Below are 16,190 nucleotides of genomic sequence, written 5' to 3' on the forward strand. Positions count from 1 at the left end.
GTCCTGCGCAGCGCGCCCGGGCCCCCTTGCAAGGATGGGGTCCGGGCGCTCGGCGTCGGCGGGTCATCCGATGGCGATGCGGTCCTTCCAGTAGGAGCGGGCTGTGATGATTTCTGCTCCTGCGCCGGGGAGTACGTCGGGTTTTCCGGCGTATATGCGGACCGAGCCGTCTGCGCGGACGGTCCAGACGTCGGGGACGGAGTCGCCGGTGACGTCGGGGGTGCCGAGAATGTGAGGGATGGAGGCGCGGGACCAGCCGCCTCCGGAGTACGCGATGTCCGTGCCGCCGGCGGAGTTGGCCCCGGAGGCCAGTGATTGTAGGTCGACGCCGTTGCCCGAGGCGTGGGCGATGCCCTTGCGGAGACGGAGGGAGGCGCCCGGGTCGGTGCGGTAGATCATGTCGGCGACTCCGTCGCCGGATACGTCTCCGACGGTGACGATGTCCCGCTCGTCCCAGAGGGTTGAGGTGAGCCGGGTGGCGCTGCTGATCGTTGCCCCGTGATACCCGACCAGTGCCCATAGTTCCGTGCCGGCGCGGGCGAAGAAGTCGGTCCTTCCGTCACCGGTGATGTCACCGGCTGCCACGATCTGGTCGATGGACGCGGGTGACGGGGCGCCGGCCGGAAGGATTATCTCTCTTCGTTTGTCGACGTTCACCGCGCCGTAGCCGTCGCCCGGGTAGACCCACAGCTTTCCGCCGACCCTGACGACGAGGTCCTGGAGACCGTCTCCGCCGTAGATGTCACCGTTGTGTGTGATCAGGGAGTCCTTGAAGTGACCGGAGGGTGCGGCGACGAAGCTGGGAAGACCGTCTTCGGAGCCTGGGTCCTTGGCGGGATTGGCTCGGTAGGCGCCAGGCATGGAGTAGTCGAGGTCACCGCTGGCGCGGGTGAGGTCGGGGGTGGCCTGGGACGGATAGAGTGCGAGATTGCCCGCGGCGGTCACGACCATGAGGTCGGCGAGGTCGTCGCCCGTGAAGTCGCCGGCGTTGTCGGCTTCGTCACGTGGGCTGACGTAGAAGAAGTAGAGGGTCGGGGTGGAGGCGTTGCCTGCCGCGTCGACGGCACGGATGTACAGGACGTTGGGTCCGGCTGTCGGGGGCTTGGCGTCTGTGATGGTGGTCGGGGTGGTGACGGCGGTGCCGGCGGTACGGCTCTTGGAGAAGTTGTAGTTGGAGCCGTTGAACGAGTACTCGAAGCGGACGGTGTCGGTGGAGCCGGCGTAGACGGTGAAAGCGCCCGCGGTACCGAACTTCAGTTTCGACCAGTTGGCGTCCTCGGCGTCGTTGCCGAAGCCGTTTTCCGAGCCGTCTGCGTCGGGGAAGTCGGTGGAGGTGACTTTGGGACGCTTGGGTGCGCTGGTGTCCAGGATGAACCGGCAGGGCGTTTTGGCTGGCGAGTAGCCGGATGTGGCGCCCTTGTCGTCGATGCTGCGGACCCGCCAGGAGTACAGGGTGCCGTTGGTCAGTTTGCTGGTGGAGAAGGCGGGCGTGGAGCGCAGGGCGTCGCCGCCGGCACTGCCGGTGGACACCTTGCCTGTGGAGCCGAGCACGTCGCCAGTGGTGCCCCACTTGCCGGTGGGCCAGAGGTCGAAGTCCAGGTAGTCGAGGTTGCTGTCCTTGTCTTTTGCCCGCGCGGTGAAGGTGACGCTGCCAGCGCCCATCCGGACGTACGGCTCGGTGGTGGTGCACTTGGCGTCGGGGGACAGGTCGAGGTTGGTGGGGGACGAAGGGCGGCGGTTGTAGACGAGTTCGAGTGCTGGGCCGTTGTCGCCGTTGGCCTGGAACTTCTTCCAGGCGTATCGGGACTTCTCGTCGCGGGCGCGCAGACCGAAGGTGATTTTGGAGCGGCCGAGGTCGGCGTAGTTCTGTGCGGCCTTCTTCACGTCGAAGGTCTCGTAGGCGTCGCGGCAGCCGGACTTGTAGCCGTGCGCGAAGCTGCGGGTCTGCAGTTTGTTGCCGTCGGTGAGCTTTGGGGCGTTCTTCCAGTTGGTCTTCTTGCTGATCGCTCCGGTGACGTGGACGCTCATCGACCGTGCGCTGCAGGACCAGGAGTACGTCTCCAACAGGCGCAGCTTGGCGCTGCTGATCTTCGCGCCCTTGAGGTTCTTGTCGAAGTTCATGTTGAAGAAGGAGCGCGAAGTGCCCCAGGTGTCGGACTCGAAGCCGACCCGGGCCTCGTGGGTGCCGCCCTTGTTGAAGCCCTTGCCGTTGTAGAAGGTGGCGTTGGGGTGCCGGCTGTAGGCGGTCGTCCAGTTGTCCATGTGCTTGGTGACGGACGGGTCGACGAAGACCGGGTAGGTGGTCTCGGGAGCGTTGAGGAAGTCCAGGTCCGGGGTGATGACCCAGTTGTCGCCCGAAAGGTCGGACTCCACGGTGTTGCCCAGGGAGTCCGGCGATGGCCCGTCGAGCAGTGGGAGCGAGAGCGTTGCCGCTGACCCGGTCTGCGACGGGCCGGGGGTGGGTTCGGCGGGTGCGGTGGTCGGGGCGGTTTCTGAGGGGGTGACCTCTGGTCCGTCGGTGGGTGTGGGCAGGCTTGGGGCTTCGGATTCCCGGTCGGTCTGCTCGTCCGACTCGGAGTCGTTCGTCGCCTCCTCGGCCGGCACCTCTTCCGGTATCCAGGACGCCGAGGCGCTGGGCTCGGGGCTCTCCGAGCCGGTCGGCTGGTCAGTGGCTCCGACCTGTCCGTCGGTGATGGCGGGCTGGCCGGTGGAGTCCCACATCAGCGGGGTGCCGGAGCTGGCCACGTCGTTGCCGTAGAAGGTCTCGGCCGTGAGGACGCCGGACAGCGGGTCGAGGCGGAAGGTCAGGTCTTCGGAGGTGATGCCGTACGAGAGCTGATGCGCCAGCGGGTTGGCCGCGGCCGCCCGGTTCTTGAGGACGAGGAGCTGGGCGAAGCCGTCGTTGTCCGCGGTGAGGACAAGGTCGGCGCCGGGAAAGATCTCCGGGTACAGGGCGCGAGAGCCGTCGATGATGGGTGCTGGAACCGGGCCCGGCCAGGTGAGCTGGATGGCGTACTCGCCGGCATCACCGACGTAGAGCGTGACGAGGTCGCTCGCTCCGGCCGCGGTCGACGCATTCTTTGCCAGTGACACACGCTGAACCCCGGCCCGGGAGGGCCGCTCCGCGTTCTGCTTGCCTGAACCTGCGGTGAACACCATCCGGGTGCTAGTGGCTGTGGTCTCCCAGCCGGCCTCGGTGCGCCGCAGGTCGGTGTTGATCGCGCGCCATGCGCCGTCCTTGTGGACCCGGATCGGTGAGGCGTGGAACCGCGTGGCGAGTTGGCCGTCCGGACGGGCCCAGGTGGTGGAGCGCTCGGTGCGGTCCGCTGTGACCTCGATCTGCTTGCCCGTGCGGGCGGCCTCGACGAAGGCGGCGGACTCGGTGACCGCCTTCGTCCGCTGAGGTGCAGCTTGCTGATCTCCGTCGGAGCGCGTGTAGCCGGCGTAACCGATGCCGGTCGCCGCGATTGCCGTGGCGAGGGCGAACGCCAGGGTGCGGCGTCCGGGCATACGGAACTGACTGGTTGGCATCGTGAGAGGTCCCTTTCCCCATGCCCGGCATACGGATGAACGTGTGCGGGCTCCTCCGGAACGATGTGGCCGGCCATGGCGAAGCGGACCGTTCCGTACGGGGGCGCGGGCATGGCGGGGCGAGCTGATGATGACTCATGAGCCGCCTGTCGTCACCCTGTGGATTCTTGCGCCAGGAACTCGTGCCGGGCGATGTCCGTTCTTCCGGGAGTCACCCTGCTGAGGTTGATGAGCGTCTACCGCGCCGAGAGCGGGTCTCATATCGGCACTAACTCCCCCTGGATTTCGGTATTTGAGCGCTATCAGGCTCAATCAAGTGAGACCGGGTCCATGTCGGTATGTGTCGCTTATCAGGCGGATGACACCCGATCGGCTCCCCTTCGCGAGTGATTCTCACGTTACGAACCGTGACGATGATCACTAATGGTCTGAGCCTCTAGCGTTTCTTCACATCGCTCTCACAGAATTCGCCCGATCTGTTTCGTCCTGCGCGAGGTCCCTCTCCGGCCCCGCTCCAAGTGGTCCGGGGGGACCCTCCGTGTTCGGTCGATCTCGCCTTTCCCGCAGCCTGCGCGCCCGCAGAGCTGTTGTCGCTGCAGCTGGTGCCGCGGTGCTTGTCGGTCTGCTGCCCGCGACGGCGGTGGCCGTGCCGCCGGTCCCGCCAGTCAACGGACCGGGACGCGAAGCGCTGCGCCTTGAGTCACTTGCCGAAGTCGTTCCGGCCGACGGCAACCCGGTCAATCAGGATGTCGAGAGCCTGAAGACCGATGTTCCGCAGGACAGGGAGGCGGCGCCGCCCGGCACCGCCACTCCGCTTCCCGCGTCGACCACGACAGTCACGTTTGCGTCCGGTGCCGCCCGGAGCTCGTTCGCCGCCGAGTCGCAGTCGCTGGGCCAGGTCCCGGTCACGCTCGCCCCTGCCGAGGGGCAGCCCACCCCTACCGGTGCGTGGGGTGTCACGGTGGATGCCCGTACCGACGTCACTACGCAGGGTGTGGATGGTGCGGTCATCCGCGTGGACCCGCCGGACACGGGTGCGGTGCCGGTTTCGCTCTCGCTGGACTACGACACCTTCGAGAACCTCTACGGCGCTGACTGGGGCTCCCGTCTGCGTCTGGTCCAGTTCCCTGCCTGTTACGTGGCCACTCCCGATGTCGAGGAGTGCCAGGCATACACGGAGCTGGAGACGGTCAACGACCCGGACACCAACACGGTCTCCGCGACCATTGATCCGGCCGCCGACGACGCGCTCGCCACGGCGTCCGAAGATACCTCCGCTCAGTCAGCGGGCTCCCGCCTGCTCGGCGCGGAAGGCAGCGGCGACTCCACCGTGATCGGCGCGGTCGATTCCGGAGCCGGCCCCGGTGGCTCGTTCAAGGCGACGCCCCTTGCCTCGACCGGCTCCTGGTCGCATGCCGGCAGCTCCGGGGCCTTCGTCTGGTCCTACCCGCTGACCGTTCCGGCGCCCCCGGCCGGTCCCGCTCCGACGGTCGGGCTCACCTACAACTCGCAGTCCGTGGACGGCCGCACGGGCGTCTCCTCCCCGCAGGCCTCGTGGATCGGCGAGGGCTGGGACTACGACCCCGGCCACATCGAGCGCCGCTACCGCAGCTGCAAGGACGACCGGAGAACCCTTGATGCCGGCGCCCCCAACAACACTGCCAAGACCAACAAGACCTCCGACCTGTGCTGGGTCTCGCACAATGCGGTGATGTCCCTCGCCGGCCGGACCACCGAACTGGTCCGCGTCGGCACTACCAACACCTACCGCCCCGCGTCCGACGACGGCACCCGGATCACGCTCAAGACCGGTGCGGCGAACGGCGACAACGACGGCGAGTACTGGGAGGTGACCACCACCGACGGAACCCTCTACACCTTCGGCCGCCACGAGGTCGGCGGAGGCCACGCCAACACCAACTCCGTCTCCACGGCTCCCGTCTTCGGCAACCACCCCGGTGAACCCTGCCACGCAACCGCCTTCGCCGACTCCCGCTGCGGAGCGGGGAAGCAGCAGGCATGGCGCTGGGGCCTGGACAAGGTCGCCGACGTCCACGGCAACGTGATGGTCGTCAACTGGAAGCAGGAGACGAACTACTACGCCGTCCGCGACAAGCGCAAAACCCCGGAAGGCTACGAGCGCTTCGCCTACCCCACCACCATCGACTACGGAATGCGCTCGGACGACCTGTCCAAGCCCTCCGCGCAGATCAGCTTCGGCGTCAAGCAGCGCTGCCTGAAGTCCACCACCGCCTGTGACGCGGCGAACTTCGCCAAGACCGACGACCCCGGCGCCTACCGCCCCTGGTGGGACACCCCCGGCAACCTCAACTGCAAAGCCACATCCAAGCTCTGCCCCGGCTTCCCGTCCTTCTGGACACAGATGCGCCTGGACACCATCACCACCCTCGGCGCCCGCCCCGGCGTGACCGGCCTCGCCAAAGTCGACGTCTACACCCTCCACCAGTCATTCCCCGCCGACTGGTACGACACCTCCCCAGGACTCTGGCTCAACTCGATCACCCGCACCGGATTCGGCCCCGGCGACACCACCGGCACCGTCCAGTCCAAGGACGGCGTGAGCTTCGCCGAGTACCGCGTCGGCTCCTCCTCACCGCTCCAGTCCCGCCTGCGTGACCGCCAGCTCCCCAACCTCGTCCGCACCGGCCCCAAGGACCAGCGACCCGCCTTCACCCGCCCCCGCATCGGCACCGTCGCCACCGAGGCCGGCGCCGACATCGAGGTCGAGTACACCGGCGGCTGTGCCACCCCGCCTTCTGAGGACAAGGAGAAGGCGAACGGAACCTGCTACCCCGTCCGCTGGTCCCCGGATGGCGACGAGCGGAACCCTCCCAAGCACTGGTTCAACAAGTACGTCGTCGCCTCCGTCGTCGAGACCGATAAGGTCACCAACCACGGCGTGCCGATCGTCACCAAGTACAAGTACACCGGCCCGGCCTGGGCCAAGTCCGATGACGAGTTCCAGCGACCGGCCCTGCGCACGTACAGCGACTGGCAGGGATACCGTCAGGTCGCCGTGACCAAGGGCAGCAAGACCACCTCCAGCAAGACCGGAAACGACGACCCGCAGTCGCAGTCCTACTCCGAGACGCGCTACTTCCTCGGCACCGGCGGTGAGGTCAAGGACACCACCGGCACCTACACCCTGGCCGGCGACGACGGCCGCCAGTACGCGGGCCAGGTCGCCGAAGCCCTCACCTACAAAGACTCAGGCAAGCAACTCGTCAAGCGCACCCTGAACTTCCCCTGGTCCAAGCAGACCGCCTCCCGCGCCCGGGAAGCGGAGGACGGCTCCGCCATGGACCCGCTCCTGGCCCACCGCGTCGGCATCAAGCGCACCGACGACATCCAGTCCCTCGACGACGGATGGCAGTCCAAGCGCACCCTCACCACCGCCGACGACACCTACGGCCTGGCCACCGAGGTCGAAAGCTTCGTCGTCAAACCCGACGGCAACGGCGGCGAAACGCGCTCCGAGCAGGAATGCACCCGCAACACCTACGTCCACAACACCGACGCACACCTGATCGGCCTGATCTCCCAGACCCGCACGATCGCCGTGCCCTGCACCCAGTACGTCGGCGCCAACTACGCCACCCACCTGCTGCGCTCCATCCGCACCAGCTACGACAATCTCGCCTACACCGCCACGCCGATCAAAGGCTCGCCCACCACCGTCGCCGAATCCAACGGCGACGGCGACGCACACAGCATCGTCACCACCACCACGTACGACCCGCTCGGCCGCATCCGCAAGGTCACCAGGCCCAATCAAGGAACGACCGAGAACGTCTACACGCCGGCCGATACCGGGGGCCCTCTCACCGGCCTCAAGACCATCAATGCCCTCGGCCACTCCACCACGACCGCCTTCGACCCCGGCCGCGCCCTCCCCCTCACCGTCACCGACCCCAACGGCCGCGTGACCCGGTACGAGTACGACGACCTCGGACGCCTGCTCAAGGGCTGGTCCCCGACCCGCTCCAGCGGCTCGCAGACCCCCGACGTCCAGATCAGCTACCAACAGGCCGCCGCCACCCCCTCCAGGACCAGCCCTGCCGCTGTCACGACCAAGACGCTTAAGGATGACGGCAGCTACGCCTCCTCGGTCACCATCTACGACGGTCTCCTCCGCCCGGTCCAGACCCAGAACGAGGCCCACGGCCCCGGCCGCATCATCACCGACACCTCCTACGACGACCACGGCCGCACCAGCATCGTCACCAGCGGCTACCTTGCCGCGGACCAGCCGACCACCACTCTGTTCCAGCCCAGGTCCACGACGCTCATTCCCAGCTACGTCAAGACCCAGTACGACGGCATGGGCCGCACCATCCGCCAAGCGACCTACCACGACGGCGACTTCCAGCACGAGACCTTCACGTCGTACGGGCCCAACACCGTCCACGTGAACCCCCCGGGCAACACCTCACCGGCAACTTGGACCACCACGGATGCCCTCGGCCGGGTCACTGAGATCGAGCAGTACACCGACGCCAACCAGTCGGAAACCCGGTCGACCCGCTACGCCTACGACGTCCGCGGCAACCGCTCGGAAGTCACCGACCCGGCCGGCAACAAATGGACGTACAAGTACGACGTCCGCGGCCGCCTAATGGAGGCCGCCGACCCGGACACCGGCATCACCAAGACGACCGCGTACGACGGCGCCGACCGTCCCCTCGCCACCCTCGACGCCAACGGCAAGTCCCTGCACACGACCTACGACGCCCTCGGGCGAGTGACCGCTGTCCGCGAGGGGTCAGCCACGGCCAACCCGATCAAGTCCTTCACGTTCGACGCCGCCGGCGCCCTCGGCATGCCGGTCGCCTCGACCCGCCACACCGCAGACGGCGACTACGTCGACAAGATCACCGGCTACACCACCGACTACCAACCCACCGGGCGGGACATCACCATCCCCGCCAACCCCAAAACCACCGGACTCTCCGGCACATACAGCTACACCTACGGCTACACACCTACCGGCAAGCCTCTCTCGGTCACCTACCCCTCCAAGGGAGGCATCTCCTCCGAGAAGGTAGTCACCCGCTACAACGAGGACGGCCTGCCCGAGTCCACGGCCGGCTCCAGCTGGTACACCGCTGACGTCACCTACTCCCCATTCGGCGAAGTCCTCCGCACCGTCTCCGGCTCCCAGCCCTACCGCGTGTGGACCACCAACTTCATCGACCCGCACACCGGACGCCTCCAGCGCACCGTCGCCGACCGCGAAACCGCTGCACCTCACCGCATCACCGACAGCTACTACTCGTACGACGCCACCGGCACCATCACATCGAATGCCCGCAAGCTGAGCGAAGCCTCCGGCTCCACGTGGGACACGCAGTGCTACACCTACGACGCCCTCGGTGAACTCGTCCACGCCTGGACCTCCAACATCACCCCCACCGGCACAGGCAACGGCTGCAAGACCGCAGGCGGTGCCACCTTCGGCTACCGCACCGACTACGCCGACTCGTCCGGCCCAGTCGCGGACGCCCCGAACGCGGCCACCGACACCTCCAGCCCGGACGCCTCACTGACCAGCACGCTCGCCGCAGCCGCCCCGGCCCCCGGCACGGTGGCAACTTCCGCCACCGCCTACCGCCAGGCATTCAGCTACGACTGGCTCGGAAACCGCTCCACTCTCACCGAGCACAACATCACCGACTCCACCAAAAACATCACCTACCGCTCCGGCTACGGCACCATCGGCGGAAACGGTGCAACCGGAGCGGTCATCACCCAGCCCCACACCCTGGGCTGGGTCTCCACCACCCCCATCGGCACCGGCAGCGCCTACACCTACGACCTGGCCGGCAACACCACCAAACGCGACCTCGCCAACGACACCCAGAGCCTCACCTGGACCGCCGAGAACAAGCCGGCCACTGTGACCACCGGCGCCACCACCGTCGCTTACACCTACGACACCGGCGGCCAACGCCTCCTGGAGAGCTCCAGCGAAGGCTCCACCCTCTACCTCCCTGGCGGGGAACTCACTACCGACACCACCGGAAAGATCACCAAGGCAACCCGCAACTACGCTCACCCCGGCGCCCCGACAGTCGTCCGCACCTCAAACGGCACTACCACTGGCCACACCCGCAACATCCAGCTCACCGACCATCTCGGTACCGCCAACACCACCATCCAGATGGCAGCCAACCAGCCGGTGACCAGGCGAGCCTTCAAACCATTCGGTGAGGCCCGCGGTCCCAAACCGACCTCATGGCCAGACAGGCGTAGCTACCTCGGTACCGGCATCGACGACACCGCCACCGGACTGACGCACATCGGCGCGCGCGAGTACGACCAGACCAACGGCCGCTTCATCAGCGCAGATCCGCTGCTGGACATCACGGACCCGTTGCAGATGAACGGCTACTCCTACGCCAAAAACAGCCCCATCAGCACCAGCGACCCCGACGGCCTGAGGCCGGTCACCGACTGCGACAGAGGCTGCCAGGACGGAAATAGCACCTACCGGGACTGGATGAGGCCGAACGGTGACGGAACCTGGTCCTACGCTCACGAAACCTCCGTTTATACCTATGACGTCGAGGGCGACCTCCACAGCGTCAACCGATTCGGCACCTTCCACCCGAAGATGGGCAAAAGAACCGAGGTCAAGCCGTACAACCTAAAGGCCCAGAACAACGCACTCAAGTTCATGGCCTCCCTCGTCTTCCCCGACGTCGAATCGTGGAAGAATACGCTCACCGGAGAGGCAAGCGGCTCGGACTACGCTGGCGTCGCCACGGATCTCCCCTTCTTGAAAATCTTGAAGCTGGTACCCGATTCGATTGCGAAAAGGGGTAAAGAGGCTGTCGAGAAATGGCTCAAGAAGAAGTCAAAGGAAGAGCCGTCGGGGTGTAAATGCTTCCTTCCCGGCACCCAAGTCCTCATGGCCGACGGCGAGACCGAGAACATCGAGAAGGTTGAGGTCGGCGACCAGGTCGTTGCCACAGACCCGGAAACAGGGGAGACCCGCCTCCGCAAGGTCACCCGCCTGATCGTCACCGAAGACGACAAGCACTTCAACGAACTGACCATCGAAACACCCGATGGGCCCAAGAAGCTCACCGCTACACACGAACACCCCTTCTGGGTCCCTGAGATCGGCGCCTGGGTCGAGGCCCGCAACCTGTCCGCAGGCACGACCCTCAGAACCCCTGACGGCACCACCGTCCGCGTCATCAGCAACCGTGCGTACACCAAGCACGCTCGGACGTACAACCTCACAGTCGAAGACCTGCACACGTACTATGTACTGGCGGGCGCCACACCGGTACTCGTTCACAATTCGAATGGCCTGTGCGGAACCGCAGCGCTGGAAAATGGGGACTGGCAGCACATCGTGGATCGGCACCGGCCTGGCGGTGCGAAGGTCGACGATAAGGCCGGAATCCTCACGGGCAAGGCCAAGCATGTTCGCGGTCGAATAGCGGAGACCATAAATCGAGGGACGCCGAGAGCGAACACGCCGGACCCTGAGACCGGTAGGCCCCGCGCCGGGCAGATATATGAATGGGACTTCGGTGTTCCTGTGGGCAGGGCTGGTCCGGCGAATGGCGGTGGAGAGTTGACAAGCATCCGCGTCATCGTCAACGACGGTAAAGTCGTGACGGCGTTCCCGTTCTAGACGAGCAGCGAAAAGCTGAGGGATCCGTGATTTACTTCTCTTTTGAGCCCCCGGGGTCTGGGTCGTCTTGGCGCGACACCTGGGACAAGGCGTGCAAGGTCAGCCCGGCAGCCATCAGCGAGATCGACCTTTGCTACAAGTACTTCGGGGTGCACGTAGAGCTAGTGGTCGATGGAGTTGAGGTCATATCTGGGCAGGGTTACCTGACCCTTGTGGACTTGGCCTTGTCTCTTCGTCATGCGTTGAATCGCCTTTCTTCGGGAGAAGATTCAGCGATCGGCTTCACAGAGAACGATGAAGTCATTCGACTTCGGCGTGAGGAGAATCGCGTCGTGATTACGTCATCGAAGCATGACTGGCGAGTCTCTGCCGATCACGAAGAGCTCGTAGGTGTATTCGCTGAATTTCTGCGAGAGGCGCACTCGTGTCTGATCGAGTTCATTCCTGGGCTGGCGGTTAATCCAGTGATTCGGGGATTCTCTCCGGAATAATAGATCTCACCCCCTGGAGAATTGGGGGGGGAAGTACGAAGACCCCGCCGGAGATCTCCGACGGCGTCTTCGCGCTGCTTGACGGCAACGTCAGCGGACGACGGCTGCAACAGGTGGGGCGTCAGGGTTTCCGTCCTGGCCGCCGAGAGCATGGCCCAGGGCGTCGATAGCGTGACGCTAGAGTCGGTGTTGTACGTGAGCGTAGCCGCTGGCGGTGATGCCGATGTGGGCGTGACCCAGCAGCTCCTTGATCACGACGAGATCGCCACCCTGTTCCAGGAGCAGGGCGGCGGTCAAATATCGGAGGTCGTGGAAGCGAATGCGGCAGAGCCCGGCTTGGTCGAGGAGGCTGCGGAAGCGGCGTGTGAGGTTGGCCGGGTCGAGAGGCTGTCCGGTCGGCGTGGCGAAGACGAGCCGCTGTCGCTCCAGGCCGATCCGGCCTGTTCTCGCCCCCTGTCCTGCCGCTCCTTGTGCTCCTTCGCTCGCGTTGCTGCTGCTCGTGGTGGAGCTTCGGCGACTGGACGCAGCGGGTGGGGAGGGCGATGCGGCGTTCGGAGGCCCCGGTCTTGGTGGGCAGTGTGGTGAGCCCGCCTTGCCTGGTGCGCCCATTCGCGCTCAGCAGCGGCACTCCGCGTGTCGTCCCTGCCGTTGCGACAGGAATACTGCCGGCACCCCCCACTTCGCGCGTCGCAGCACTCTTCCTGGAGGGATTCGCCCAACCATGACACTCCTTGTCCTTCCCTGTCTGCTGTTGCTCTGGTGCTGGCTCAAGTACGGCCTGCTGCCGCTGCGGTGGCAGAACTCCTACCTCGCTGGCCCCGATGCCCGTTGCAACGCGCGTGCAGGGCTGCCGCCCGGGGCCGCTGGGAGCCCGCGGCCCAGCTCTTCGAGGACGCCGGCCAGGACTGGGAGCGCCGCTCCCTGTACGCACAGCGGTTGGGGGACGTCGCTGCCAGAGGGAGCGACCGTTGGCTGAAGGCATGGGAGGAGGCCCGGCCCGAAGACCCGGACGCCGCGCTCGTGGTGGCTCGCGCCAGAATCTCGTATGCGTGGGAGCTGCGAGGCGGTGCGTACACGGACAGGACGTCGCAAAGCCAGTTCGAGTCATTCCACCGGGAGTTGCTTGCCTCGCAGACGACATCGGGCGGGTTGTGGCCCTATGCCCCGGCGACCCCACACCGCTCGTCGCTGAGCTCTGGAGGGCGCGCGGACTGGGCTACTCCCACGCGGAGACGGACGCGCTGTGGTCGCAGATCACGGGCCTGGCGCCGCATCACTTCGAAGCGCACACCAGTGCCCTCCAGTACTGGACCGCGAAATGGTGAGGCTCGCATCAGCTCGCGCGGGAGTTCGCCGAGAAGTCGGCCGCCGGTGCGCCGCCGGGGAGTCTGCTGGCAGTGCTGCCGGTGATCGCCTGGTATGAGAGCCACGTGGACGAGCTGGGTCGTGTCGGATCTTTCACCCTGATGTACGTGTACTGGTCGACGCAGCGCTCGCCGACGCAGCACTCGCTGAGCCAGATCACCCGAGGCTTGCGGAAGTACGACACCTGTTGGGGTACTTCCTGTACCTGCAGGGCCGGTACAGAGCAGCCAGGGAACAGTTCCGCCATGTCGACGGCTTCACGGAGGCACTCCCGTGGCGGTACTCACGCCTGACGCCGCTGCACTACCGCGCAGTCCGTACGAAGACGGGCCGCATGGCACTCACAGAACGCCGGCGGCGCTGACCGCCAAGCCGCACTGGACGCAGCGTGGCCCGCCCGACCGGGACGTATCGGTCGACTGAAGCCCCGTGCAGGCACACACCAGCACGTCGACGGTCCACCCCTGTGGTGATGCTGGACCGCTGGTGGGTCGAACGGGCCGTTCCCAGCGTTGTGTTCATGATGGATGACACGAGCGAAGGCAGGTCCACGACCTGCTACGCGACAGGACCCGCCGGTTCCATGGCCGCCGAGCGGAGCCAACCGCGGCCGTGGTCGACGCGCAGAGCGTCAAGACCTCGGCAAACGTCGCCGAGACCAGCCAGGGCATCGACGCCGGCAAGAAGATCAAAGGACGCAAGCGACACGTGATCACCGACACGCTCGGTCTCGTCCTGGCCGTCCTGGTCACCGCCGCGAATGTGCACGACACCACCGGCGGCAAGCTCCTGCTCGACGACCTGGCCGCGGCACATCCCAGCGTGACCAAGGTCTGGGCCGACGGCGGTACCAGAACAGCATCTTCAACCACGGAGCCCGGCTGGGCATCGATGTCGAGGTGGTACAGCGGCCACGGGCGAAGAGGTTCGAACCGTTGTCGAAACGGTGGGTGATTGAGCGGACCTTCGGCTGGCTGATGCAGCACCGCCGTCTCGCGCGGGACTACGAAGCCCTCCCCGAAAGAGCGAGGGCGATGATCCACTGGGCGATGGCTAAGGGCTGTCCCGTAAGTGATCTTGCTCTGTGATGATCTTGACTGTGTCAGGTGCGATCACGGCGTCCGAGCCGTCCCTGATAGCCCCGCTTACCGGGCTGAGCCCGCGCGCCTTCGGCAAGTTGGTGACCGCGCTGCGCCGTGAGGGCGCTGGCTCCCCGGTCCAGGGCCGGCCATGGGGACTGCCGCTGGGGGACCGGGTGCTGTTGGTCGTCGCTTACTGGCGCACGAACCTGACGATGCGCCAACTCGCCCCGTTATTTGGCATCTCGAAGTCGGCGGCCGACCGCATCATCGACCAGCTCGGCCCGCTCATCGCATTTCAGTCGCGGCGCCGGTTCGCCAAGGACGCCGTGCTGATCGTCGACGGCACCCTGGTGCCCACCCGGGACCACAGCATCGCTGAACAGTCGAAGAACTATCGCTACTCCACCAACCACCAGGTCGTCATTGACGCGGATACCCGCCTGGTCGTTGTGGTCGGTGAGCCTTTGCCAGGCAATCGCAACGACTGCAGGGCATGGGAGGAATCTGGCGCGAAGGCCGCCGTGGGCAAGACCCTCACGATGGCCGACGGCGGCTATCCGGGCACCGGTCTCCTGATGCCCCACCGCCGCACCCCGGGCGAGGCGTTGCCAGGCTGGAAGCAGGAGCACAATCGCTCGCACAAACAGGTCCGCGCCCGCGTCGAGCACGTCTTCGCCCGCATGAAGACCTGGAAGTTCCTCCGCGACTGCCGCCTCAAGGGCGACGGCGTCCACCACGCCATGCTCGGCATCGCCCGGCTGCACAACCTCGCTCTCACGGGATAACTCCCGCCGCATACGAGACCAGCGAGGTCCAAGAGAGACGGCTCCCTACCTCGCCTGCTCGGAGGTCCTCAGTCGAGACAGAATTCACATGCAGGCCGTGGGAACGGCCAGCCGCTGCGCGCCGTCGGCCGACACCAGCGCGGTCATCATGCGCGCTGCCGCCAAGGCCCGTGGTGGCTCGGTCACTTGCGGGAGCCGTCGGGAGGGAGGCGTGTTCTGCCCGGCCCGGTGCAGCAGGACGCCCTCGTCGCCGCTCACCGCAAGCTTCCGGAGCGAGCACCAGCCACTTCTGCTGCGCCCGGGTAGAGCCCTGCGGCGAGCCGGGGCGGTGATCACCGGACAGGCCCGGCGCCCTGGGGCGGAGGTGCCCTGCGTGTCCACCTGGGCAGAACATGATCAGGTTTGATCTGCTCAGGATTCGCACCAGCGTGGACTCGTCGATCGCATCGCTTCCAGTCCTGCCGTACTCGCCTTTCCCTCCCGCCCGGATCACTCGTTCAGCTCAACGAGAAGACTGGCGAGGGGAAAGGAGGGTCGAACCGTCGCTCAGCGCCGCGTCACCTGGTTGTCGGTGCAGACCGAGCGCAGGGAACGGGCCAGAGCCTTGGTGTGCAGGCCGTCCAGGTGACTGTCGTAGTGGACCTGGGTGGCGGCGAGAGCGAGTTCCGGGCGGCAGAAGAACCCGGCGCGGTCAGAGGCGGTGTCGGCCAGGGCCTGCACGAGCTCCTTGTTGATTCGGTTGATCTCTTGCCGGACGACGCCCAGGTCCGGCCGGGTGGTTGGCGCCTGGTCCGGGTGGGCAGTCCAGCGCTGGTACAGGCCGCGCTGGACGATCTTGTTGGCCTCAATCTGGTCTCGGAAGACTTGACGGACCTCGTCTGGGTCGGCGCCCAGTTGCTGGGCCTGGGCGGCCACGGCGTCGAGGACTTGTTGTTCGCGGGTGGGGTCGTCGATGGGGCTGCCGGTGCCCCACTTGGCGGCCGCGACAAGGTCGGCGGTGGTTATGCGCTCGGCGGACAGAGCGGCGATCGAGTGGAGGGGGAGAGTCGTCTGCTCGGTGGCGGTGGAGGCGGGCGCGCCATCGGCAGCCGAGGAAGGTGGGGCGGCGAACACGACGGCCGCGGTCGCGGCGGCAACGGCGAAGGTGTGCCGCAGGGGGGTGGTGATGCGCATGGTGTACATGAAAGCGCATTCTGGTAAAGGAGCGGTATGAGCGCCCCCAGGCCTGCGGCGACACGAACGGGGGTCTCTACTGCCAGAGTTGGGG

General features: G+C 66.4%; 8 protein-coding genes and 1 pseudogene. 4 read left to right on the top strand and 5 right to left on the bottom strand.

Going from position 1 to position 16,190, the window contains the following annotated elements; genetic code table 11:
* Nucleotides 1–63 precede the first annotated feature (63 nt).
* Complete coding sequence (locus RI578_RS42445; RefSeq protein ID WP_310869093.1) at nucleotides 64–3,531, bottom strand: DNRLRE domain-containing protein; 3,468 nt, start codon at nucleotides 3,529–3,531, stop codon at nucleotides 64–66.
* 610 nt (nucleotides 3,532–4,141) lie between these two features.
* Here RI578_RS42445 and RI578_RS42450 point away from each other — a divergent pair.
* Both RI578_RS42450 and RI578_RS42455 read left to right on the top strand, forming a co-directional pair.
* On the top strand, nucleotides 4,142–11,200 hold the full coding sequence (locus tag RI578_RS42450; RefSeq protein ID WP_310869092.1) for a polymorphic toxin-type HINT domain-containing protein: 7,059 nt from the start codon (nucleotides 4,142–4,144) through the stop codon (nucleotides 11,198–11,200).
* Between the two features lie 26 nt (nucleotides 11,201–11,226).
* Nucleotides 11,227–11,691 (top strand): hypothetical protein, encoded by a 465-nt coding sequence (locus tag RI578_RS42455; protein ID WP_310869091.1) that lies wholly within the window; start codon nucleotides 11,227–11,229, stop codon nucleotides 11,689–11,691.
* A gap of 177 nt (nucleotides 11,692–11,868) precedes the next feature.
* On the opposite strand, the gene RI578_RS42460 is transcribed toward RI578_RS42455, so the two are convergent.
* Both RI578_RS42460 and RI578_RS42465 read right to left on the bottom strand, forming a co-directional pair.
* The gene (locus RI578_RS42460; protein ID WP_310869090.1) at nucleotides 11,869–12,300 is read right to left on the bottom strand and encodes a tyrosine-type recombinase/integrase; all 432 of its coding nucleotides are present in this window, start codon (nucleotides 12,298–12,300) and stop codon (nucleotides 11,869–11,871) included.
* A gap of 724 nt (nucleotides 12,301–13,024) precedes the next feature.
* Nucleotides 13,025–13,303 (bottom strand): hypothetical protein, encoded by a 279-nt coding sequence (locus RI578_RS42465; RefSeq protein ID WP_310869089.1) that lies wholly within the window; start codon nucleotides 13,301–13,303, stop codon nucleotides 13,025–13,027.
* A gap of 296 nt (nucleotides 13,304–13,599) precedes the next feature.
* On the opposite strand from RI578_RS42465, the pseudogene RI578_RS42470 reads away from it, so the two are divergent.
* Nucleotides 13,600–14,144 (top strand): annotated as a pseudogene (locus RI578_RS42470) (IS5 family transposase); the annotation flags it as partial.
* Nucleotides 14,145–14,155: 11 nt separating this feature from the next.
* The gene (locus RI578_RS42475; RefSeq protein ID WP_310869088.1) at nucleotides 14,156–14,923 is read left to right on the top strand and encodes a transposase; all 768 of its coding nucleotides are present in this window, start codon (nucleotides 14,156–14,158) and stop codon (nucleotides 14,921–14,923) included.
* 84 nt (nucleotides 14,924–15,007) lie between these two features.
* Here RI578_RS42475 and RI578_RS42480 read toward each other — a convergent pair whose 3' ends face one another.
* A complete protein-coding gene (locus RI578_RS42480) occupies nucleotides 15,008–15,181 on the bottom strand; it encodes a hypothetical protein (RefSeq protein WP_310869087.1) in 174 nt (57 codons plus the stop codon).
* Nucleotides 15,182–15,469: 288 nt separating this feature from the next.
* Nucleotides 15,470–16,096, bottom strand: a complete 627-nt coding sequence (locus tag RI578_RS42485; protein ID WP_310869086.1) for a chorismate mutase — start codon at nucleotides 16,094–16,096, stop codon at nucleotides 15,470–15,472.
* Nucleotides 16,097–16,190 lie beyond the last annotated feature (94 nt).

Origin of the sequence: Streptomyces sp. BB1-1-1, assembly GCF_031597775.1 — a bacterium.
Taxonomy (GTDB): domain Bacteria; phylum Actinomycetota; class Actinomycetes; order Streptomycetales; family Streptomycetaceae; genus Streptomyces; species Streptomyces thinghirensis.

Coding starts and splice junctions, on each gene's coding strand:
- RI578_RS42445 (WP_310869093.1), bottom strand. CDS start 3,531: ATGCCAACCAGTCAGTTCCGTATGCCCGGACGCCGCACCCTGGCGTTC.
- RI578_RS42460 (WP_310869090.1), bottom strand. CDS start 12,300: ATGGGCGCACCAGGCAAGGCGGGCTCACCACACTGCCCACCAAGACCG.
- RI578_RS42465 (WP_310869089.1), bottom strand. CDS start 13,303: ATGGCGGAACTGTTCCCTGGCTGCTCTGTACCGGCCCTGCAGGTACAG.
- RI578_RS42485 (WP_310869086.1), bottom strand. CDS start 16,096: ATGCGCATCACCACCCCCCTGCGGCACACCTTCGCCGTTGCCGCCGCG.